The organism is Brevibacillus brevis (assembly GCF_001039275.2).
Lineage (GTDB): Bacteria > Bacillota > Bacilli > Brevibacillales > Brevibacillaceae > Brevibacillus > Brevibacillus brevis_C.
The window spans coordinates 1,267,432-1,288,066 of the sequence record NZ_CP030117.1 but is presented as its reverse complement, the minus strand read 5'-3'; the positions used below and the strand labels follow the sequence as shown (position 1 = coordinate 1,288,066).

The 20,635-nt window shown below is 49.3% G+C and carries 21 protein-coding genes and 1 riboswitch; of the genes, 7 read left to right on the top strand and 14 right to left on the bottom strand.

Going from position 1 to position 20,635, the window contains the following annotated elements; all coding sequences use genetic code 11:
* Nucleotides 1-2: 2 nt before the first annotated feature.
* From AB432_RS06765 to AB432_RS06725, 9 genes are read right to left on the bottom strand one after another with little or no spacing between them, the layout of a single operon-like run.
* The gene (locus AB432_RS06765; RefSeq protein ID WP_048031595.1) at nt 3-953 is read right to left on the bottom strand and encodes a sirohydrochlorin chelatase; all 951 of its coding nucleotides are present in this window, start codon (nt 951-953) and stop codon (nt 3-5) included.
* A 35-nt stretch (nt 954-988) separates the two neighbouring features.
* Complete coding sequence (cobJ, locus tag AB432_RS06760) at nt 989-2,680, bottom strand: precorrin-3B C(17)-methyltransferase (RefSeq protein ID WP_048031594.1); 1,692 nt, start codon at nt 2,678-2,680, stop codon at nt 989-991.
* A 27-nt stretch (nt 2,681-2,707) separates the two neighbouring features.
* Nucleotides 2,708-3,658 (bottom strand): adenosylcobinamide-phosphate synthase CbiB, encoded by a 951-nt coding sequence (gene cbiB, locus AB432_RS06755; RefSeq protein ID WP_048031593.1) that lies wholly within the window; start codon nt 3,656-3,658, stop codon nt 2,708-2,710.
* On the bottom strand, nt 3,655-4,287 hold the full coding sequence (locus tag AB432_RS06750) for a histidine phosphatase family protein (RefSeq protein WP_048031592.1): 633 nt from the start codon (nt 4,285-4,287) through the stop codon (nt 3,655-3,657). The genes cbiB and AB432_RS06750 overlap by 4 nt, the downstream gene beginning before the upstream one ends.
* A complete protein-coding gene (cobS, locus tag AB432_RS06745; protein WP_048031591.1) occupies nt 4,284-5,024 on the bottom strand; it encodes an adenosylcobinamide-GDP ribazoletransferase in 741 nt (246 codons plus the stop codon). Before cobS ends, AB432_RS06750 begins: the two co-directional genes overlap by 4 nt.
* Nucleotides 5,021-5,560, bottom strand: a complete 540-nt coding sequence (gene cobU / locus AB432_RS06740; protein ID WP_048031590.1) for a bifunctional adenosylcobinamide kinase/adenosylcobinamide-phosphate guanylyltransferase — start codon at nt 5,558-5,560, stop codon at nt 5,021-5,023. The genes cobS and cobU overlap by 4 nt, the downstream gene beginning before the upstream one ends.
* On the bottom strand, nt 5,557-6,672 hold the full coding sequence (cobD, locus tag AB432_RS06735; RefSeq protein WP_048031589.1) for a threonine-phosphate decarboxylase CobD: 1,116 nt from the start codon (nt 6,670-6,672) through the stop codon (nt 5,557-5,559). Before cobD ends, cobU begins: the two co-directional genes overlap by 4 nt.
* Entirely contained in the window at nt 6,669-7,217 is a 549-nt protein-coding gene (cobO, locus tag AB432_RS06730) for a cob(I)yrinic acid a,c-diamide adenosyltransferase (RefSeq protein ID WP_048031588.1), read from the bottom strand. The genes cobD and cobO overlap by 4 nt, the downstream gene beginning before the upstream one ends.
* 27 nt (nt 7,218-7,244) lie before the next feature.
* Nucleotides 7,245-7,421, bottom strand: a complete 177-nt coding sequence (locus tag AB432_RS06725; RefSeq protein WP_235617629.1) for a hypothetical protein — start codon at nt 7,419-7,421, stop codon at nt 7,245-7,247.
* Between the two features lie 34 nt (nt 7,422-7,455).
* Nucleotides 7,456-7,672, bottom strand: a riboswitch (cobalamin riboswitch).
* A 181-nt stretch (nt 7,673-7,853) separates the two neighbouring features.
* On the opposite strand from AB432_RS06725, the gene AB432_RS06720 reads away from it, so the two are divergent.
* The gene (locus AB432_RS06720) at nt 7,854-8,546 is read left to right on the top strand and encodes a M15 family metallopeptidase (RefSeq protein ID WP_048031586.1); all 693 of its coding nucleotides are present in this window, start codon (nt 7,854-7,856) and stop codon (nt 8,544-8,546) included.
* A gap of 61 nt (nt 8,547-8,607) precedes the next feature.
* Here the strand turns inward: AB432_RS06720 and AB432_RS06715 are convergent, their stop codons facing one another.
* Nucleotides 8,608-10,695 (bottom strand): TerD family protein, encoded by a 2,088-nt coding sequence (locus tag AB432_RS06715; RefSeq protein WP_082195881.1) that lies wholly within the window; start codon nt 10,693-10,695, stop codon nt 8,608-8,610.
* A gap of 281 nt (nt 10,696-10,976) precedes the next feature.
* On the opposite strand from AB432_RS06715, the gene AB432_RS06710 reads away from it, so the two are divergent.
* Both AB432_RS06710 and AB432_RS06705 read left to right on the top strand, forming a co-directional pair.
* The gene (locus AB432_RS06710) at nt 10,977-11,861 is read left to right on the top strand and encodes a hypothetical protein (RefSeq protein ID WP_048031584.1); all 885 of its coding nucleotides are present in this window, start codon (nt 10,977-10,979) and stop codon (nt 11,859-11,861) included.
* Between the two features lie 75 nt (nt 11,862-11,936).
* Entirely contained in the window at nt 11,937-12,467 is a 531-nt protein-coding gene (locus AB432_RS06705) for a peroxiredoxin (protein ID WP_048031583.1), read from the top strand.
* Between the two features lie 289 nt (nt 12,468-12,756).
* Here AB432_RS06705 and AB432_RS06700 read toward each other — a convergent pair whose 3' ends face one another.
* Complete coding sequence (locus AB432_RS06700; RefSeq protein ID WP_048031582.1) at nt 12,757-14,331, bottom strand: FMN-binding glutamate synthase family protein; 1,575 nt, start codon at nt 14,329-14,331, stop codon at nt 12,757-12,759.
* Between the two features lie 73 nt (nt 14,332-14,404).
* A complete protein-coding gene (locus tag AB432_RS06695) occupies nt 14,405-14,716 on the bottom strand; it encodes a hypothetical protein (RefSeq protein WP_048031581.1) in 312 nt (103 codons plus the stop codon).
* A gap of 370 nt (nt 14,717-15,086) precedes the next feature.
* Between AB432_RS06695 and AB432_RS06690 the strand changes: the two genes are divergently transcribed.
* From AB432_RS06690 to AB432_RS06675, 4 genes are read left to right on the top strand one after another with little or no spacing between them, the layout of a single operon-like run.
* A complete protein-coding gene (locus AB432_RS06690; RefSeq protein WP_048035722.1) occupies nt 15,087-16,379 on the top strand; it encodes a right-handed parallel beta-helix repeat-containing protein in 1,293 nt (430 codons plus the stop codon).
* Nucleotides 16,376-16,957, top strand: coding sequence for a nitrous oxide reductase accessory protein NosL (locus AB432_RS06685; RefSeq protein WP_048031580.1), 582 nt, complete (start codon nt 16,376-16,378; stop codon nt 16,955-16,957). The genes AB432_RS06690 and AB432_RS06685 overlap by 4 nt, the downstream gene beginning before the upstream one ends.
* Before the next feature lie 17 nt (nt 16,958-16,974).
* Nucleotides 16,975-17,781 carry an ABC transporter permease gene (locus tag AB432_RS06680; protein ID WP_048031579.1) on the top strand — a complete coding sequence of 269 codons (807 nt, stop codon included), beginning with the start codon at nt 16,975-16,977 and terminating at the stop codon, nt 17,779-17,781.
* Nucleotides 17,782-17,785: 4 nt separating this feature from the next.
* The gene (locus tag AB432_RS06675; RefSeq protein ID WP_048031578.1) at nt 17,786-18,511 is read left to right on the top strand and encodes an ABC transporter ATP-binding protein; all 726 of its coding nucleotides are present in this window, start codon (nt 17,786-17,788) and stop codon (nt 18,509-18,511) included.
* 76 nt (nt 18,512-18,587) lie between these two features.
* Here the strand turns inward: AB432_RS06675 and AB432_RS06670 are convergent, their stop codons facing one another.
* Both AB432_RS06670 and AB432_RS06665 read right to left on the bottom strand, forming a co-directional pair.
* On the bottom strand, nt 18,588-19,628 hold the full coding sequence (locus AB432_RS06670; protein WP_048031577.1) for a GrpB family protein: 1,041 nt from the start codon (nt 19,626-19,628) through the stop codon (nt 18,588-18,590).
* 89 nt (nt 19,629-19,717) lie between these two features.
* Nucleotides 19,718-20,635 (bottom strand): response regulator, encoded by a 918-nt coding sequence (locus tag AB432_RS06665; RefSeq protein ID WP_048031576.1) that lies wholly within the window; start codon nt 20,633-20,635, stop codon nt 19,718-19,720.

The window sequence follows — 20,635 nt, the reverse complement described above, 5'->3', positions numbered from 1 at the left end:
TCCTACTTGGTAACGTGGTCGTGCTTGTGATCATGCTTGTGGTCATGGTCATGTTCGTGATCATGGTCGTGGTCGTGATGATGATGATGGTGGTGACCATGGTGGTGGTGATGTCCATGCTCGTCATCATGGTGGTGATGGTGATGGTCGATGTGCTCCATCGCTGCCAGTCTGTACTGACAGGTATCACAGTTCAACTTCACTTCACCGTGCAACGCTTCCACCACACGATCCTTGAGCACTTCTTTCAACAACGGATGGAAGCCAAAATACTCGGCCATTTCGAACTGGGCTTCTGGATATTGCTCGCGGAACTTCTCCAGCTGGTCGCTCATCCGTTTGATCAGCACACCCGTGAACAAGAAGTACGGCAAGAAAACGATGCGCTTCGCACCCAGCTTCAGACAACGCTCAACGCCCTCGTCGTACAAGGGATACGTCACGCCCATAAAGGCAGTCTCTACCCACTTGGCTTTGTAACGCTCCCAGAACAGTCGGGACATTTTGTAAATATCGCTATTAGCATCTGCATCGCTGCTGCCGCGTCCAATAACGAGTACTGCCAGGTCATCATGCTCTTCTCCGGAGGCAAAGCCTGCCTCTTCCATGCGTGCTGACAAGATATTGATGACTTCGTCGTGAATGCCGATCGGCCGTCCGTAAATGAACTGAACGTGCGGGTGCAGCTCCTTGGCCTCGTCGATGGCAGCTGGAATATGAATTTTCGCATGACCGGCAGAGAACAGGATGATGGGAATCACCGCCACGCGGGTTGCCCCCCGTGCCACGCATGTATTCAAGCCTTGCAGCATGTCAGGACGGGCAAACTCCAGAAAACACGTCTCGATAATGGGTACATCCAAGTCCGGTGTTAGCGTCGCCACAAACTGGCGAATCTCTTCATTGCCTTCCGGGTCCTTGCTTCCATGACCTACAAATAATACTGCGTCCATTTTATGTCCCCCTCGTTTTGATTGGTGTTCTTGCATTAATCTCCGCATGCAGCATTCTCGATCTCAGCTTTTGCTGGCTCGTACCATGCGTAGCCCTCCAGCTCACCTACACGTTGGAAAAACTTGTGGAACCGCTCGTTTGGAAACGCGTCTTTTTTGAATCGGTTCACGATTCGCTCTACAAGTGGAACAATTTCTTCTTTTTCGATGCCTTCTGCTACCGGAATACCGGAGTGTGCATTGCGTCCCACCGTTTTTGCTCCCAGGAATAAATCGAACTTTCCTTTGCGGAATACAATCCCGATATCCTCTTGAACCGCGCCATAGCACGCCATTCCGCAGCCGTTGAAGCCGATCTTCAGTTCCTTCGGCATTTCTTTTCCACCCAGCTTTTGGTGCAGCTCGTCGGCATAAGGAATGCTGTCTTTTTTCTCTCCATCGCAGAAATCACACGCTTTTACCTGCAAAACGTCTCCGATCGGGCTGAGAATCAATCCAAGCTCTCGCAAGCGGCTAGTAATGCTCTCAGGGTTTGCAGTCGGCACGCGCAAAATCATTTGGTGGTGTGGGGTGTATTCGATCTCGCCTTTTTCGCCGGCCACTTCGGCAATCGCCATCATTTGCAGCGGCGTGATTTTTTTGTTGGCAACCCCTGGACTTATCGCACATTCGAAAATCATCTCTGGCGTAAAGGTAGATACCGGACGATGGACCTGCCCCGCGACTGGCTTGGTTTCAATGCCTTTTGCCGCATTGATAGCAGTCAACGCCTCCATAGCCCATGCGAAAGGAGCTTTCGGTGCCTCTACCTCTGTTACAGGCGGCGCTTCCAGTACTGCCGTACTTGTTGCTGCTGCTGGTGCTGCCGGAGCTGACGCAAGGCTGCTCTCCTCGGAGGCCTCGAGCGACCAAGGCTCATTTTCTACACGCAGACGCTGATGCGGCTTCAGAGGTTGCTCGTCGGCAGACAGCGTGTATTTGCGCTGATATCCGCGCGGCGTAATCATTTTGCCGTCGTATACAAACGTCGATGTATTTCCGATAATCACGGTGGTCAACATGCCGATATCATGCTCCAGCATTTGCGCCAGAGTAGTCACGACAACCGTTTCGCGTTCACGATATGCACTTTTTACGATACCGACTGGCGTATCTGGTGAGCGGTACTGCAAAAGAATGCGTTGCGCTTCGACGATCTGGCGTGTACGTCGTCCGCTGCGCGGGTTGTACAACGCGATAACAAAGTCAGCCATCCCTGCTGCGTCAATCCGTTTAGCAATCAGTTCCCACGGCGTCAAGTGATCGCTCAGACTGATCGTGCATGCGTCGTGCATGATAGGCGCACCGAGGATTGCCCCACAGGAATTGATCGCCGAGATACCCGGTACGATTTCGATGGGTACGCCAGTTGCTTCTGTCCAGCCTTTTTCCACCAACACCTCGTATACGAGACCTGCCATCCCGTAAACACCTGAGTCTCCACTGGAAATGACCGCTACCTTTTTACCTTCCTCTTCCGCCTGACGTACGGCTTCCCGTGCACGCGTCACTTCTTCCGTCATCCCTGTGCTGACGATTTGCTGATTCGTCAAAAGTCCGCGGATCAAATCTACATAGGTGGAATAGCCGATAATGACATCGGACTCTTGCAGGGCTTCCCGCGCCCGCTTGGTGATATGCTCAAAACTTCCTGGACCAAACCCGATCACGAACAACTTGCCGCTCATAAGGCCCCTCCCCTTTTCGCTTCCTGTTTATAATAAAATCGATATCATCACGCTAACGAGCAGACATAAGAGCGAAACGAGATACATCAAACGAATCGTCGCGACAATATCACTTGCCTGCAATGGTCGCTTCGCATCTCCCATTTTTGCCCGATTCGACGCAACACCTTGATAATAGTTCAGCCCCCCGAGCTGCACGCCTAATGCGCCAGCGACTCCGGCTTCCGGCAAACCGCTGTTTGGACTCGGATGCAAATGCGCATCTCTTCGGATCATTGCCCAGCACTGCTTCCCATCCAATCGCTGCAGCCAGCTTGCGGCAACGAGCAACAAAGCTGTCAAACGGGCTGGGATGTAGTTCAGTACATCGTCAAAGCGGGCAGATGCCCAGCCGAGATTCCTATACTTCTCGTTTTTATAGCCAACCATGGAGTCGAGGGTGTTGGCGGCACGGTACGCCATTGCCAACGGTGCTCCCCCAATCGCTGCGTAAATCAGCGGAGAGACGATCGCATCGACGATGTTTTCTGCCACGGTTTCTACCGCTCCCCGACATACTTCCGGTTCATCTAGCCGCTCTGTATCGCGTCCGACTACCATGGACAAGGACCGTCTCGCCGCTTCCATATCCCCAGCCACGAGATGACGGGCAATCTCCATACCGGCATCGGCTAAGCCTTTTGTCGCAATCGTCGTGGAAATCAGCCAAGCACCCAAGATCCAGGCAAGCACCGGATGGATGAACATTGCTCCCCACAGGAGTAGCCAAACGACAGCGTAGCTGCCACCAACGATCACGAGCGGGAATAGGACTCCTGCCAGCTTCAAATGCGACTCACTTTTAACGAGAGAACGTATGACCCGTTCCAATCGTGTAATCCACCAGCCCATGATGATCACTGGATGGGGCAGGCTGTGGGGGTCTCCTACCACCCGATCAATCAAGTAGGCCGCGCATAATATCCATACTTCTGTCATGTTGTCCCTCTCTTACTCTTCAGGGGTTGTCGCATCCAGCTCTGCCCTTCCGCATCCAAGCATTCCGCCACCAGAGCCTCCCCATGCTTCATGCCATCGACCTGCCAATATCGGTCAGGATTGTTTTCGAGCCACGCAGCTTGGAACCATCGGATCACGCCGCCATGTGTGACGATGACGACTGTATCGGATGCCTCCTCCTTGCCCGCTCTCTCCAACAAGGAACGTAGCCAACGATCCACGCGCATCCCCATCTCTTCAAGACTCTCCCCTTGTGGAGGTCGATTTCGAAAAGGATCGTCATACCACCTTGTGGCTCGCACGGGGTCCGTTTGCATCAGCTCATCGTAGGTCATCAGCTCCCACTCGCCAAAAGACAGCTCTCGCAGTGCTGGCTCCGGAATAACCGATAACCCCCAAGCAGTTGCGAGCGGTTCGGCAGTCTGGATGCATCTGAGCAGATCGCTTGCGTAGATTGCAGCAGGTTGCCCGATGAGCACAGGTAATTCCTTTGCCAACTCACTCACGTGGAAATGCCCGTGTTCATTCAAAGGAACGTCACTATGCCCCAAATATCGATGCTCACGATTACTGTCTGTCTCCCCGTGACGTATCCAAACTAGCTTCATAACCACCAACTCCCGACTAACACCAGCAGAACGACCGCTTCACTGCTTTCGATAACAGCCCCGTAGCAGTCTCCATTTAAACCGCCCAGTTTTTTTGCAACCGAGCGTGAAAACAATAGAGCGAACAACAGTGACAGGAAAATGGCTGTAATGACCTGCAATCCCCCCAGATACCAACCTGCGGCAAACAAGATGATGTAGCTCACGATGATAGAGGCAACGGAAAGCCCAGCACTGATGCCTTTTCCGATCCCTTTGTCTGCCGAAAGATAAGGCCAGAGCTTGATCGACAAAAGCACATGTGTCCGCGCTGCTACTGGTGCCATAATCAAAAAACTGCCCCATCCCGGATGTGCGAGCTCTGCGACTGCACCCGCCTTGATCAGCAACAGCATAATCGCAGCAAGTACTCCCATCGCACCTACGCGGCTGTCCTTCATAATCGCAAGTATTTGCTCCCTCGGTCTGCTGCTGCCAAGACCGTCCGCGAGGTCCATCCACCCATCCATATGAAGACCACCAGTCACGTAGACCCATGCGACCAACGTCAAAATAGCCGTGATCCAAGGACTAAACAACAGCAGGCCTGCCTGATGTACACCCCATAGCAAGAAACCGATGACCAAACCAACTGCGGGATACCAGTTGACGCTTTTTCTCCACGCCTCCTCTGAAGGACGAAGCCACGGAACCGGAATGCGGGTAAAAAACGAGATCGCGTGTAAAAATGCATTCATCCTTTGATCCTCCACGGTATCCCCGACAAAACCGCGTAGACGGCGTCCGCTTGTCGCGCACTTCTCTGATTGACATCGCCCAGCACATCCGCGAACCATCTGCCCAAACGACTCAAGGCTACACCGCCCAATCCGACCTCGCTTGTGACAGCAATAACTTTTTGCGGGGAATTCTGAACGAGGGACAGCCATGCCTCTGCCTCCTGCAGCAGGGCTTTCGTGTGTGAAGGACTTCTCCATTCAGACTCATCGACGCTCATTAACCGATTACTCACCCAGGTGGACAGACAATCGATCAAAACCACATCATACTGCTCACTAAATGCGTGGTAATCGGTTAATCTCTCTCCTACCTCCACACAGCCCCAGTCCAGCGGACGACGTGCCTGATGCAGCTCGATTCTCTGCTTCATTTCATCATCCCAGGCCTTGCCTGTCGCCACGTACAGGACTCGACTGCTCAACGTCATCGCAAGCTCTTCCGCGTAGCGGCTTTTTCCTGAACGGACACCGCCCGTTACCAGCACCAAGCTCATCGCTGTTCACTTCCTTCCGCATGGACCTCGCGAAGCGCTGCCAGAAGTCGTTCATTGTCCTCTCGTCCACGCACTGCGATTCTCACATCATGCGCCGTCAAACCGGGATACATCGCACAGTTGCGGATCAGAACGCCTTTTTTGCCAAGCCGTGCCTGCAATTGTTCGGCTGACAATCCTTCTGGCGAACGCAGCAGCAAAAAGTTGGCCTCACTCGGCCATACCTGCCAGCCCAATTCACTACGGATGCAATCAGTCAAATACGCACGTTCTTCTTTTATGAGCCTGCGCGTCTGTTCTTCGTATGCCTGCTCCTGCAAGCACAGCTCTCCAGCTAAAAGGGCCAGTGCATTCACGCTCCAGCTCACTTGCTTCTGGCGCATTTTCACAATGACATCCGGATGGGCAATCGCATAACCCAGGCGCAATCCCGGGATCGCGTACATTTTCGTCATCGAACGCATCAGTATCACACGGGGATAGTGCTCAAGTTGCGTCGCCAATGTATACTGCCGCTCTTCCTCCACAAAATCGAGGAAAGCCTCATCCACGATGAGCCACGTATGGGTCTCTTTCGTCCATTCCGCCATTTGGCGCAGTTCATCTGGTTGATACAGGATTCCTGTCGGATTGTTTGGCGACCCAACAAATACGAGATCAGATTGTGTAAAAAGCGTGTACAGCTCCGCAGGATCGGGCTTGTACCCGTTCGCTTCCTTCCCGAAGCATCCAATGACACTGGCTCCATACTGCTCGGAAAGTTGCGCGTATTCCGAAAAGCAAGGATATACCACACCAACTGTTTGCGGAGAAAGACCGAGGATGGCCAATGCCATTGCCTCCGCTGCACCGTTGGCAGGCAGCAACCATTCCTCCGGCACCTGTAGCCGCTTCGCCAGTGCCCGACGAAACACACGATGTCCAGGGTCTGGGTAATGCGCGACAGCAGCCAGCGAAGCCAGTAGCATCTCACGAACACTTGCTGGCATCCCCAGCGGATTAATATTGGCACTGTAATCCAGAAACTGCCCGGGCTCTCGACCAAAGCGCTGGGCTGCGGTCAGCAGATCTCCGCCGTGACCGTACGTCTCTATTACCCCTGCACTTGTCAAAACTCTACCCCCAGAACAGCTGGAATCCCTTCATCGTAGTAATGCTTGATTGGCTTCATCTCTGTCACCAAATCTGCGATGTCCAAAATCTCCTGCTTTGCTGCCCGTCCCGTAATCACGAGGTGGATATGACTTGGCCTGTTTTGAATCGCTTCCAACACTGCGGATAATGGCAACACATCGTCAATCGGGAAGCGGTCAATCGCCAATGCATTATTCAGTTCATCCAGAATGACGACGTCGTACGCTCCGGAAGAGAGCTTTTCGCTCGCAAACGCCCAAGCTTCTTTCAATGCCTGCCGATGCTCCTCCGGTGTCTTCGTCCATGTGAAGCCAACGCCCATTTGCACAATTTCAATGCCCAATTTATCAAAAATAATCTTTTCTCCGTATGTACGCTCCGGCGACTTGATGAATTGAACCATGAGCACCTTTTTCCCGCGCCCTGTCGCTCGTACAGCCAATCCGACTGCTGCCGTTGTTTTTCCTTTGCCGTCTCCTGTGTAAACAAGGGTCAAGCCCCGCTTCTTATCGTTTTTCTCCATCGTGACCACCTCAAGAAGTAACGTATTTTACTCCGCTGTTCCGTCCATACTTTCCGAAGCAACAAAACGGTCATGACCGTTTTGTTGACCGCAAGCGGTCGCATCCACTTTTATGAAAAACGTCGAGACGTTTTTCACAGAAAAAAAGCGCTTTGTTTCCCCCAGTACGTTAGGAAAAACAAAGCGCGGATAGTTGAAAAGCAACAATCCTCACCTCTTCCTTTGACCCGAAGGAAATCAGTGTAAACATAAAACAGGCAGGTCTCCTGGCTCGAGGATCATCGCTCTTCTTCTCCTTCCCGCTCCCGGATGGGCAGTGGATGGCATGATGCCTTGAAGAACAGCTACTCTCTTACAGTGGCGGGACCGCGTTGGCTTTTCACCAAACTTCCCTTTTAACCTTGCTCCTGCGAATCGGTTTCGCAAAAACAAGGACCTGTTTCTCTTTCATATGTAAATATCATTCGTTTCGTTGACAAGCACTTGCTTTAATAATAGCAAAAGCTACCGAGGATTCAAGCAAAAGCTGCTGATTCGTGGAGGTGTCTTTGGCAGAAAATTGAAGATAATCACCGTTTACTTACTTGAAAATTTTCGATACCCTATTGGCAAAACAGTCGAAAGTGGTGTGCAGTCATGCTAATTCCTCCGATTCCAAAAATACCAGACATGGTCCTGCCCAGCCCACTGCCGATTAAGGAATGCGGCGAACCAATGATCCGACTCTCATCCCTTTGTGAACAAATCACAGTTTATCCAGCCTACTACCACGAGGGCTATGCCGGAACGCAGCCAGAAGCCTTTTTGCGAGAAGGGGCAGCACGCAAGCTCGCCACGGCAGCCACGCAACTGCCAGTTGGTTACAAGCTCGTCGTGTTGGACGGCTGGCGCTCATTCGAGGTACAGGCATCATTGTATGAACGTTTTCGTGAAGCCTTGCTTTTACAAGGCTGGCAGGAAGGACCTGCCCTCACGGAAGAATTGAGCAAATTCGTCGCTTATCCAACAACAGACCTCTCCAAACCGTCTCCTCACCTATCCGGTGGCGCAGTCGATCTGACTATCGCAGGACCTGATGGCTGGCTGGAGATGGGCACAGCCTTCGATGATTTCAGTGAAAGGGCTGAGACTCGCCATTATGAAGAACTCGTACAGCCTACCCAAAAAAACATCGAGATTCGAGACAATCGCCGACTGCTCTATCATTTGATGACCGCCGCCGGATTCGTCAACTATCCGCAGGAGTGGTGGCATTTCGAGTATGGTACGCGCACTTGGGGACAAAAAACGCAGCAGGAGCCAATCTATGGCGGAGTTTTGTCGATGTAAGAAATGAAAAGACCGTCAGCATACACTGCCTGACGGTCTTGCTTATTCCTTTATGAAACCATCACTGCATAAAATCCGCCATGATGATCTCCGTATCAAACGGCGTAATTCCTTTCTCCAAGGAAAATACCGTATCTGCCTCTTCTGCTTGATCAGTCAACCTCCCTCTCGCCTGTGCATGAAGCATGAACAACTCATGCAGGGTAGGCTTCACCAACGAGGTGAGCGCTTTTCCCATCAGCTCCACCCCTCCGGCATTGGATTCCACATTGTTGGCAAACCGCGGATCGGAATTCAGGGCGATATCCGTCCAAATCACTTTTCTCTCCACGAGATCCAGAATGACCGGGATACAAATCCGCGTGTTTGCGGCGAGATCAATCTTGTCCTGTACCGTCTGCGGCTCGAAAATTTCTCCTGTCTGTGGCGCCGAACGAATCATCCAGCCTGCGAAGCATTCAGGCAAATCGCAATAAGGCTGACTCGTAAACGAATACAAGTTCATGACAACATATCGACCGCCATAGCGGATGACAGAATCCATGTCAATGTCGATGAATTCGCACGCGCCTTTGGGAGCCTCCACAATATCCCCGCTATGGCACGCTTGATACTTTTCGGAACGCAGATTGGTATAGGAAATATGCTCCATGTATTTCCAGTCTTCATTATATAGCACGGCAGACAAATCGATATCGACTCTGCCTGTAGGGACATCGTTGACGATCCCTTCCCTCCACCACAGGAAAAAGCGAATCGTTCCTCCATCCGGGATCGATAGCCGGGAGCCGCGTGCAATCGTGCGTAGTGCTTTGCTGGCGGATCGCATCGAAAACGGAACGAGATGCTCCTGTAGCCGCGGGTCGATATAGACGTTGCCCAGCGACGGCAATTGGGCAAAACGGTTCAACAATGATGTCCGGCAAATATCCGCTGCCTTCTGCCTGATGTCCTCTTGCAGCCCTGGCACGCGGTTTTCGATTGCCTGTACTTTCGCCACTTGCCCTTTCGGAAAAAAGGTCCGCCATTCCCCATAGCTATCCCGTTTGTCAAAGTGATTCATGACTTGCAAAAGAACGGGAGTCGATACACCATCCGCAATTTTCTCGAAGGCAGAAAGGACTGGACTCCCCTGCTCCGTCAAACGCAACAAATGATCCAGACGACGGGCAAATTCCCCTGGACGTTGTTCGAGCAGCTTGATCGCCGCATTCACATCCGCACGGACCAACGCCTGCTCTACTTGGCTATTGAACGTCTCGACCTTGTGATTGTTGCGCAAAATATCGAATGCTTCTGCCGCTTTTGGATAACGATCCTTATATTCAAACGGATGCAAGATTTCCCCGAGACGAATCCATCTGTTTTTGTAACGATTCATGTCTTCTACAATATTCGAGCTAACTTCCAGCAGGCGTAGGAGCAGCCTCCTCTCCCCGCGTTTGAACTTGCGAAATTTCGCAGGCTCTGCCAAGCTCACATCCCCGTCAGACATCGCCACCGCCAGTCGCAATACATCTGTCGCAGTCTTGCAATAGTGGGCAAAAAAAGTAGCAGGGAGCTTGTCATACTTGAGCAACAAGCTAGCAGCGATTGCGACGTTTTCCTTCTGGGGAATCTCCGCAGGCAGAGCTTCTGCGATGTCTTCATAGGCCTGAATCAAGCCCTCCAAGTCTTCCCTGTCAGTAACAGAAAGCGAGCTATTGGAGCGCAGCAAGTTCATTCCTATCTGTAGTAGCTCTTCGTCTGTGCCTAAATGAATCAGCTTCAGGCGAGATTCTCTCAGCAATGGCAAACGTTTTTTCACTTCGTGCACAGGAAGGTCCAATGTCAAATAATGAATGATCGCATTTACAAACAGCTCACCCTCGCTAGCATCCATGACTTGCTTAGGAAAATTCGGATACATCGGCTTGTATTGGCGGGATGCCCCGATCTTTACCTTGAGTACTGCTACCACGTCCGAATAGAGCGCAAAAAACTCTCCTTCCGACAGCGTCCGAATTCTTTCTAGCAATTCCAGTGAAAAGGTATAGCCCAAGCTCTCTATATTACGCAAAGCCGCAGCTAAATAAGAGGTAGGCAGTTCATGCTGCCCCTGATGTACGATGATTTTATTTTTCCGGCGAAGGTAGATTTGATTTTTCATTGGCATCACGAAAAAAATCAGGAAAGCAGTACCCCTAATGGTGAACCAAACCTTTAGCTCAGAAGAAAGGTGTACGATAGCCTGATTTTTTATTCCTTTTTGTAATTTTTATACAGTTTACTTCAATTTTTCCTGGTGGTAAAGCTTTCCCTCAGGAACGAGATATAAATCCGTCCCCGGACCTAATTCGATTTCATTCCGCTGCCCGTTATTCCGCATTCTTCATCCCTGTAAAGTGAGTAGCAGATTACCAAAACTTAACAGGAGGGAGAACTCGATTCATGAATCAATCTGTTATGAAAAGTCGTCCAGCACCCCCTTTCTTTCAAGGGGAGAAATGGTTAGTGTATACTGGCTTGCTTGGCTTCTTACTCGCTGCCATATGCGCAACCTGGGTCATGCTGTATGGAGGACCCGTCGCTCCTAATGGCGATGTCTCGAAAGCGTTTTCCTTTAATGCCGCAGTCGGAATATTTTTATTGTCGACAGCCGCAATTATGCCGTTATCTGCTCTGGGCACGCGAAGTAAAGCTTTCTTTCGCTGGTCTTATATCTTGCTTGCTTTCTATTCTTACGGAGCAGAAACCGTACAAAACTTTCGCGGCGTGGACCCGAGGTTCGTCAAAAATGGCACACCCTTCGACGTCGCTGTCGGTTCCATTTTTACGTTTGTGGCTCTTCTCTTGGTCCTCTTTTATGTATTCATTGCCATTCAGTTTTTCCGCAGAAAAGCTTATTCCCTACACCCAGAGCTGGCCGTTGGCATCCGCTATGCAATGATTGCAATTATGCTATCGTTTGCGGCAGGCCTCTGGATTTCATTCAACAACGGTCGAGTGGTCGGCCAGGAAGGGAATATCATTTGGCTCCATGGTATTGGTTTTCATGCTCTGCAAGCAGTACCTTTTGTCGCTTGGTTAGTGGAACGTAAACAGTACGTGTCCACTGCTCGGACTGGATTCATCCATCTCACAGGTATCGCCTACTTGCTCGGTTTAGCAGCAATCGGCTGGCAAACCTATCTCGGTCGTGCTGTTTTGGAAATATCCGTATTTCCGATTCTCGCCGCCTGTTGTTTCTTGGTCGCCTTCTTTCCAATCGTTTTCTTCCTTCTACAAAAGAACGATGCAAAAAAGCTCCACAACACTTCTGAAATTCCGAACTAATTGATTCTCCTTATCATTCGTGATACTTTGTTACCAGTACCTGACATACGGTATCAGAAACGAGGAGATCGATTTATGACAGCACGTATTGGACTTCCTGCACCTGATTTTACGATGGACACCGTTACGTTTGACAACGGATTTCCCCTGCCAAAGAGCTTGGTAGACTATCGTGGAAAATGGCTTCTTTTGTTCTTTTACCCGTTTGACTTTTCGAAAGTGTGCCCGACGGAAATCCTCAGCCTCAACCGCCGGATCAAGGAGTTCGCGGATTTGAATGTCGAGGTGCTTGGCATCAGCGGCGACAGCATACATACACACAAAGCCTGGATGAGATCGAGTGAAGGCATCGGTCCACTCTCGTTCCCGCTCGCTGCCGATTACAGCAAAGAAGCGACCCTTGCATACGGTGTGCTGGACGAAGCAACCAAAGCTCCGCTGCGCGGCAGCTTCATCATCGATCCGGAAGGCATCCTGCAATATGCGCTCATCTCCAACTCCAAGGTGGGCAGAAGCGTAGATGAGACACTCCGTGTGATCGAAGCTTTGCAATCAGGCGGTTTGTGCCCGATGGACTGGAAGCCTGGGCAAAACACGATAACCTAATCGATAAACAGAAACAAAGGCCGCATGATCGCTTGCACAGGATCATACGGCCTTTTTCATTTTTTCATGGGCATAAGAAAACCTCTATCGAGGCCTATTCATGGAGGAGTGATCGCGTTTTAGCGGAAAGTTTTCATGCGCTCCGGAATTCATAAGCGTACCGCTTATAAATTCCTATACGTAAAAAAAATCAGGAAAGCAGTACCCCTAATCGCTAGTTGGGTTAGAAGGAAGGTGTACTATAGCCTGATTTATTCACCTTACCATTATTTATCTTCTTTGTAAATACTTATCTGGACACGACCGGGTATGGAAACAAGTCAACCACACGTATGGTCTCCCCGCTTTCGTTGGTAAACACGACATGTTCTCTCCTAAGCTCTGTCGGACTCTCCAAGCCACATGCTGCCGCCAGCGAGAACAAGCCTTCCCTCAACTGCAAAATATAGTTCATGACACGCCACTGCTTTTCTGCCGGAACCAACGCCTCCTGGTATTTGGAATCCGTCGTAGTGACTCCTGTCGGACATTTACCCGTATGGCATTGCATCGCCATAATACAACCAGTTGCAATCATAAAGCCCCGCGCGGAGTTGACGCAATCCGCTCCCAATGCCATGGCGATGGCTACTTTGTCAGGGGTAACGAGCTTGCCGGAAGCAAAAATCCTGATGCGGTCCCGTACCCCGAATTTCCGCATCGTATCATCGAGGATGATGAGCGCGGCGAAAAGCGGCAAGCCCATGCCATCTGCCATAGCCTTGAACATTGCTCCTGAACCGCCCTCAGAGCCGTCAACCGTAATGAAATCCGGGTAAATGGACAACTCCAGCATTTTCTCAAAAAAATGCTCCAACCGCTTTTGATCGCCGACGACGATTTTTACTCCAACCGGCTTGCCTCCCGCCTCCTGCAAACTACCTATGAAACGCAAGGCTTCATCCGGATTGGTGAGGAATTCGAAGCGGTTCGGTGAATTGACAGTTTGTCCCACAGGTACCAGCCTTGCTGCCGCGACTTTTTCCGTAACCTTGGAGCCCTCGAGGTGCCCACCGCGTATTTTAGCCCCTTGATGAAACTTCAGCTCGAACGCTTTGATGTTCGGGATGCTTGCCTTTTTCTTGTATTCTTCGATCGAAAACTTGCCACTGTCATCACGGAAACCAAACATCCCCGGCCCAATTTGCGAAATAATATCTACGCCTGTTGAGACGTGAACTTCTGCAACGCCACCCTCTCCTGTATTGATCCAAGAGCCACCTGCCATACGTGCCCCATACCCCGTGGACATGATATAGTTTTCTCCCACTGCTCCAAAGGAGGTAGCTGAAGCACCGAACATCCCTTTTAGCCGCCAGGGCTGCCTTCTGTTTTCGCCCACGACAATGACATCCTCGTCATGCAGCATCCACGGCTTAACCTCTTGTTCCTCGATTAACTTTTCTCTTCTTGTAAACAGTCCCTCATGGGTAATCTCATACTTTTTTCCAGGGACGACTTTCTCGTTATCTACCCGCAGCTCACTCGTCAGCCTCGGGAACATCGCATTGGACAAATAGAAGCCGGGCTTCTCGTAATCGCGTTTTCCACCAAACGAAATCAGGTCAGTCCTGTATTTGGCCGCATAAACCATACCGACAAAGTCAGAACGGGAGAACGGTTTCCCTTCTGTATCCGATTCAAACCAATACTGGCGAAACTCAGGCCCGAGCTTTTCCAGCAAATAACGCATCCACCCCAAAAAAGGATGGGAACGAATAATGGAATGCTTCGGCTGTTTAGACAGGGCGTACATATAACCAAAAAATACAATGGGTGGCAGAAGAAGGATGATGATAATGACGCATAACAGAGTAGGTACCACTTGTGCTTACCCTCCCCAAACACAATATTCTAGTAAATCATGTCAAGGATAGGATGCAACAAGTTCTCTGTTTTTAATCGTATTTCTCATCATCCTCCCGTATTTGCCCATCTACGATCAATTCCAGCTCCGTTTCAAAATTCAGCATGATCTCTACAGGTAGTTGTTCTGCAACCTCTGCCATGTCCGGAAGAAGCAGTGCATCCTCTAGCGTATCAGGCTTCGTCTCCAGTTGATCGTACCACTCGCGTATTTGCCCCATCATGTGGTAAAACGAAGCCTCAAACTGATTCGCATCGTCCTCCGCGTCGTCCTCGTGGCTCTTTTTCATCCGATCCCAATATTCCAGCGTTGTGCGCAGTGCCTTCTCTATGTTTGTATCCATTTATTGTCTCTCCTTTTCGTCTCGACCTTCGCCCCCATTTAGTATGACCGCTTTGATTGCACAATGCCACCTCAGACATTAAGCCTCCGCATCCTTCCATTTTTTTAAAATCGTTGCGTTTTTTGACACGTTTTATAGCCCGGTTGAGTCATACGAAAATGAAAAGAGGCTGTTATCCTAAATGTAGCTAGCAGCCGATTATCCGGCAATAAACAAGAGAGCTCTCTAGTGGAATAGGGGAGGATGCACCCTGTCATTAAGATGGAACAATCGAAAATTATCTCTCCCGCTACTTTTCGTCTCCGTCATTTGTATCGTTGCTCTACAGTTGCGTATCACAGCCAAGGCGACACCTGCGGATTCTGACTCCTTGCAGGCGATGATTGATCAAGCACGCCCAAACGATACCGTTACCATCCCATATGGCTTGTACAGAGGCCCTATCCGTATTACCAAGCCGATTCAATTGGTAGCCAATGATCCAGTGAAGATCATCAATCCGACCGAGGAAGAGGCAACACTCACGATTGAAAGCGACAATGTGAGTGTGCAAGGAATCCATATCGTGGACAAACGAATCAACAGTGATGTTGCCGCTCTTGTCATCCGTGGCGATCAAAACTTTCTGGAGAATGTCATCGTTGAAACGAAAGGGATCGGTATTCAATTACGGCAAGCAGACTACAACACGCTGCACAACGTTCAAGTCATCGGAAAAATCAAAGGCGATGGCAGTCCAACGACCAGTTCTGGACATAATCACGGGGCACAGCCCGAAGTAAAGCCAAAGCAAACGGAAAAGGCGAAACGAGGAAACGGAATCGACCTGCGTGAATCGCATCATAACCGTTTCATTAAAAATCAGGTGACGAATGTCGAAGATGGCTTTTACGTCGAAAATAGCGATCGAAACCATCTGGAACAAAATCTGGTGACGAAATCGCGCTACGGCTATCACTTCATGGGCACCTCTGATACGACGGTCATCAACAACATTGGAATGGAAAATGTGACGGGCTCCCAGCTTATGGAGTCGCGCAATCTGACGGTTACCGGGAATCAATTTCTGAAACAGCAAAAAAATCCTGGTTCGCAAGGAATTCTTCTCATTACCGTTCAGGATACGCTGATTGCAAACAACACGATTGAGGGGAACCGCGTTGGACTGTATTTAGAGCAATCATCCGGCATTACGGTCAAAAACAATTTACTCAGTCTCAACTTTATCGGCATGCAGTTTTTGTCCTCTTCTGACAACGTATTGTCCGATAACCAATTTGTCTCCAACGTCATCCAAGCGCAAGCCCAGGATAGTCAAAACAACAACTTAAACAAAAACTACTGGGACAATTTGCAAGGACTCGATGTGAACGGGGATTCCCGCAGTGATTTGCCGTACGAGATGAATCCGTTTTACCTGGGTTTAACCGATGCGGTTCCAGCCTACCAGTTGTTTTTCCAAGCCCCGGGATTCGTGTTTCTGGAAGGCTTGTTTACAAGTGGGGCCGGCTCAGCAATCAAGGACGCATCTCCTTTAATGCAACCCTCGGACACCGTGCTACTTGAATCCGGGCAAACGAGCGGTTGGGGTGCAGGCATTCTTGGACTTATCTTGTTAATAGGAAGCTGTTCGATCATTTATATAGGAGTGAGAAAATCATGAACAAAATGAAAAAATGGTGCACATCAATTGGAGCAATTATCGGCATTAGCCTGCTTATGGTCGGCTGCGGAAGCGAAGAGCCGAAACCAGTAGATATCGCGGAAGGCGTAGACAAGTGCGACCTGTGCAAAATGCATGTCCCTAACGATCACAATGCTACTGAAATCGTCTTAAAAGATGGAAAAGCACTGAAGTTCGATGATCTCGGCTGCATGAACAACTGGATGAAAGAGAATGGAACCGATAACGTGGCTGTCCAATTCGTCCGCGATTACTACACAGCAGAATGGACAAAAGCAGAGCAAGCTACCTACGCTTATGACAAAGACTTCAAAACACCAATGACATATGGCATCTATTCCTTTAAGGAAAAGTCTGCTGCTGACAGCTTCGTTCAGGAACAAAAGAAAGGCATTGTCATGAGTGCGGAACAGTTGAAAAATCATAGCTGGGAAAATGGCATGAGCAAGCATATGAACAAAGACGGACAGTCTTCCGAAGGTCAACATAATGGCGGTCACGAAAGCAAGCCAGCCGATCATGGAAGCAACAGTACTACCCCAACCACACATAACTAACAGAGGGAGTGGAGTCTTTGCACATCAATCTGATTGCCAAACGAGAAGTGAAGGTAGGCTTTCGCAATCCATGGTCCTACTCGTTTATGGCTCTGTTCTCCCTGTTTAGCTTGGGACTCTTGATCATCCAATCGCAGTCCTACATGAAGGGTTATACGTATACGACAGGTACCATGCTGAATCTGATTTTATACTTGCTGCCACTGATGACGATGCTTCTCTCCTCTTTTTCCTTGACGGCCGAAAAAGAAGAGGGAAGCTGGCAGCTCCTCTCTACCTACTCCATGACGACCTTTTCGTTCTTGTTGGGGAAATACTTGGGACAAGCACTCGTGTTAGTCGCGATTGTTAGCTTTGGGTATGGGTTGTCTGGTGTAGCTGGCATGCTGTTAGGAAAAAGCTTTGCCTTTTCGACTCTCTTGTTTTTGCTTGCTTTTTCCATCTGTCTCATTCTGTTATTTTTAGGCATTGCCATGCTGATTGGCGCTATCAGTAAAAACCGTTGGCAAGCTTTGACAATGGGGGTCAGCGTCTGGTTCTTCTATATTCTGGCATGGCCTACTTTGCTCATCTCTGTGCTCAGCTTCGTCCCTTATACATGGATCAAGCCTCTGCTTCAGCTCGCAACATTTCTCAACCCAGCGGAGTTTGTACGAATCTTTTCCGTTGCCAGATTAGGCGGAGGCTCGATCTTTGGACCTGAATACTACAAATGGGTGTACTGGGCTGATTCTCCGCTTGGTGATCTTATTTTTGTCGCACTCAGTCTGCTCTGGATCAGTGCGACCTTGTTCATAGCCATCCGGGTATGGGAAAGAAGGTAATGCGATGAAGACGTTAGGACTTACCATCGATCAGGTCACCAAGGAAATCAATGGAAAAACAATCGTCCATCCATTCAGTATGAACATTGCACCCGGTCAGGTCGTCGCCCTATGCGGCGGAAACGGTGCAGGGAAAAGTACGATCCTGCGGATGCTCGTCGGTATTCTCCCACCTTCTTCGGGAACCATTCAGCTAAACGGGTTAAACTGGAACGATAATCGCGTAGAGTATCTTCAAGAAATCGGTTATATGCCGGATCACTTTACGTTTTCTGCCGGACTTACTGCCAAAGAAACGCTCGAATTTTATGCTTCCCTGCGCAATCGCACCCCAGAAGAGGCAGATCGACTGCTGAAAATGGTGGGACTGCATGAAGTGAGAAACAAACGGGTGTCTCAGTTCTCCAAAGGTATGCAGCAGCGCCTCTTGTTTGCCCAAGCGATATTGGCCAAGCCTGCACTCGTCGTCCTCGATGAACCGACCAACGGACTCGATCCGTATTGGATGGATGCCTTTGTCGATCTGGTGCGCGAAGTAAAGCTCGCGGGTCAATCCGTTCTCTTTACGACACACCAGTTGCAGGTGGCAGATGCGGTAGCGGATCGGGCGATTTTCTTGATGAATGGGAAAATCGTTCGTGATGGGATGATAAAGGAGTACCAACAGCAGTACGGGGCAATTGGTTTGTACGGTGCCTTTTCCGAGCTTGTTCACCAGGCAAAGGCGTAATAAATGAAGATTTGTTTGGCATGGCAAAAGCCCTGTTACCATTTTATTTCGGTAACAAGGCTTTTTCATGTTTATCCTACGCCAATTTCAACGGATCATTTCTTTCAATAAATGCGCTTTTTTGGTTTTCGTAATCTTGAAGGTCACCACATGCAGAGGCTTTCCTCTTCAACTCGTCATATTCCTTTGCCAAGTCCTCATCCGTTAACAGCTTGTCTCGAAACGTTATCACACTGTTCCAAAACGGACTGTTCTTTTCGGTTACATAAATGTTGTACTGACAGTCTGGTGGTGTGCCTTTTTTAAATGCATTGACTGGGAAAGAAGTCTCCTGGTAAAAATAGTCACGGTGTATGTCGTTAACAATCATTTCAGTTGACCACTTTGATTTTGTGCCAATCAGTATATCAATGACTGGACGGGCTGATAGGGTATTGATAGCGGTGCTCCCTACATGCTGAATCTCATAGTCGGTCTCGGTAATTAACTTCATTAGATACGCGCGCTCTTTTTCAAACATTTCTCTCCAGTCTTCATTATGTTGAAAAAGGAATGTATTCACTCTTGTCGTTTCATTTGGATAATGGAAATACGGATCAATAGGTTGAAAATTCTCGGCTTTTCTCAGCAATTCGTCTATCTTCAATAAGTCCTCATCGTACTGATTTGTCTTGAGATGTTCCTTGAGCCGGCAAAAAAATTGTTTTGCTCCATCAAGAATCGTATCAATAAAATCCTTCTGCGACAGGATTCTACACGGCTTCTTGTAAGCTCCTTCTTCGGAGGTTATGTAAAACTTTACCAACGTCTTTGAATATGTTTCCAGGATTAAACCACAATTCTGAACAATAGTTGCTCCGAACCCATCGTGCATCAGTTTCTCTACGCTCTCTACCAGCTCCAACCACAAACTGTCGATCCACCCAAATAAACGATGTCCTAATAGCTCATTATCTTTATCATCTGTAAGCGATATGTACCCTCTCACTCCTACTCTTACTTCTTTGATCTTGCTCAATTCACTTGAACTAATATCGAAGAAATATTCCAATTCATTTCCAACAGGGAATCGACGAATTTTTTTGTCAGGATATTGAATGAAAGATATGTATTTCATCGGACACCTCCATACCTGATTGTACGATAAAAAAAGGAGCTGATCCTTTTCCGACAGGAACCAGCTCGCATGTAATGTTCGCTATTCAGTTACAACGCCTTTGCTTCCATATAAAAGACAGATAAAAACTTTTTCACGCTAATCCGGCACTTCGTCGTTTTTTCGCCCGCCTCCAGCTCTTGCATCCGTTGGCGAATTTCTTGAAAGTCAAACAGTCGTGGTGCAAAGTGTTCAAAGGTAGGGTTGGCATAGTCGGTCAATCCCAAGGAGGAAAGATGCGTAAAGGCTTGCAGGACCATCCGGCGAATCCGTTGTTCCATGGCACGCACCTCTTTGGTAATTCCATGCTCATCCAGGCTGGCATGCACCTTCAGCAGAATTTGTGTATACAGTTCCTTGAGCTGCCATTCGTGCAGCTTGTCTCCTTGTCGCTCATCCTGTACGAGCCATTCTATGATCATTAGCAGATCGGGAGCCCCGGCTTCACTCGCGATCCCTAACTGTAACAACAGTTTTCTCGCTTTTTGTGCCAGGTTGTCCTGATCGGGAGACTGACTTTTCAAGCCGCTGGTATGCGGTTCTTTTGCTTTGACATCCAGGATTTGCAATGACTTGCGGATGGTTTGCAGAGATGCTTCCAGCGACAAGTAATCCGATACTCGCTTCAGTACAGCCATGACTTCCAAGCGGTTAATCGGTTTCTGAATAAAGGTATCAATCCCCTGCAAATATGCCTCCCCGATCATTTCCTTGTTTTCCACCTGTGACACCATGATGAAGCGGCCCGCGAAGCCATCTGCCTGCAACTTTTTGATCGTTTGGATGCCATCTAGGCCGGGCATTAGCAAGTCGATCAAAATGACATCGACCCCATATAGTTGATCAATCGATACGTGACTGCCGTCGCTAGCTTGCCCTACAATTTCGCCCAACCCGCTGTCTTGAATAATCCGTTCGAGCATGCGGCGCACGACAGCATCGTCTTCAATTAAAAAGAAACGTATCAT

Coding starts and splice junctions, on each gene's coding strand:
- AB432_RS06715 (WP_082195881.1), bottom strand. CDS start 10,695: ATGAAAAATCAAATCTACCTTCGCCGGAAAAATAAAATCATCGTACAT.
- AB432_RS06765 (WP_048031595.1), bottom strand. CDS start 953: ATGGACGCAGTATTATTTGTAGGTCATGGAAGCAAGGACCCGGAAGGC.
- cobU (WP_048031590.1), bottom strand. CDS start 5,560: ATGAGCTTGGTGCTGGTAACGGGCGGTGTCCGTTCAGGAAAAAGCCGC.
- cobO (WP_048031588.1), bottom strand. CDS start 7,217: ATGGAGAAAAACGATAAGAAGCGGGGCTTGACCCTTGTTTACACAGGA.
- AB432_RS06705 (WP_048031583.1), top strand. CDS start 11,937: ATGACAGCACGTATTGGACTTCCTGCACCTGATTTTACGATGGACACC.
- AB432_RS06710 (WP_048031584.1), top strand. CDS start 10,977: ATGAATCAATCTGTTATGAAAAGTCGTCCAGCACCCCCTTTCTTTCAA.
- cbiB (WP_048031593.1), bottom strand. CDS start 3,658: ATGACAGAAGTATGGATATTATGCGCGGCCTACTTGATTGATCGGGTG.
- AB432_RS06695 (WP_048031581.1), bottom strand. CDS start 14,716: ATGGATACAAACATAGAGAAGGCACTGCGCACAACGCTGGAATATTGG.
- cobJ (WP_048031594.1), bottom strand. CDS start 2,680: ATGAGCGGCAAGTTGTTCGTGATCGGGTTTGGTCCAGGAAGTTTTGAG.
- cobS (WP_048031591.1), bottom strand. CDS start 5,024: ATGAATGCATTTTTACACGCGATCTCGTTTTTTACCCGCATTCCGGTT.
- AB432_RS06750 (WP_048031592.1), bottom strand. CDS start 4,287: ATGAAGCTAGTTTGGATACGTCACGGGGAGACAGACAGTAATCGTGAG.
- AB432_RS06720 (WP_048031586.1), top strand. CDS start 7,854: ATGCTAATTCCTCCGATTCCAAAAATACCAGACATGGTCCTGCCCAGC.
- AB432_RS06685 (WP_048031580.1), top strand. CDS start 16,376: ATGAACAAAATGAAAAAATGGTGCACATCAATTGGAGCAATTATCGGC.
- AB432_RS06675 (WP_048031578.1), top strand. CDS start 17,786: ATGAAGACGTTAGGACTTACCATCGATCAGGTCACCAAGGAAATCAAT.
- AB432_RS06665 (WP_048031576.1), bottom strand. CDS start 20,635: ATGATACGTTTCTTTTTAATTGAAGACGATGCTGTCGTGCGCCGCATG.
- AB432_RS06670 (WP_048031577.1), bottom strand. CDS start 19,628: ATGAAATACATATCTTTCATTCAATATCCTGACAAAAAAATTCGTCGA.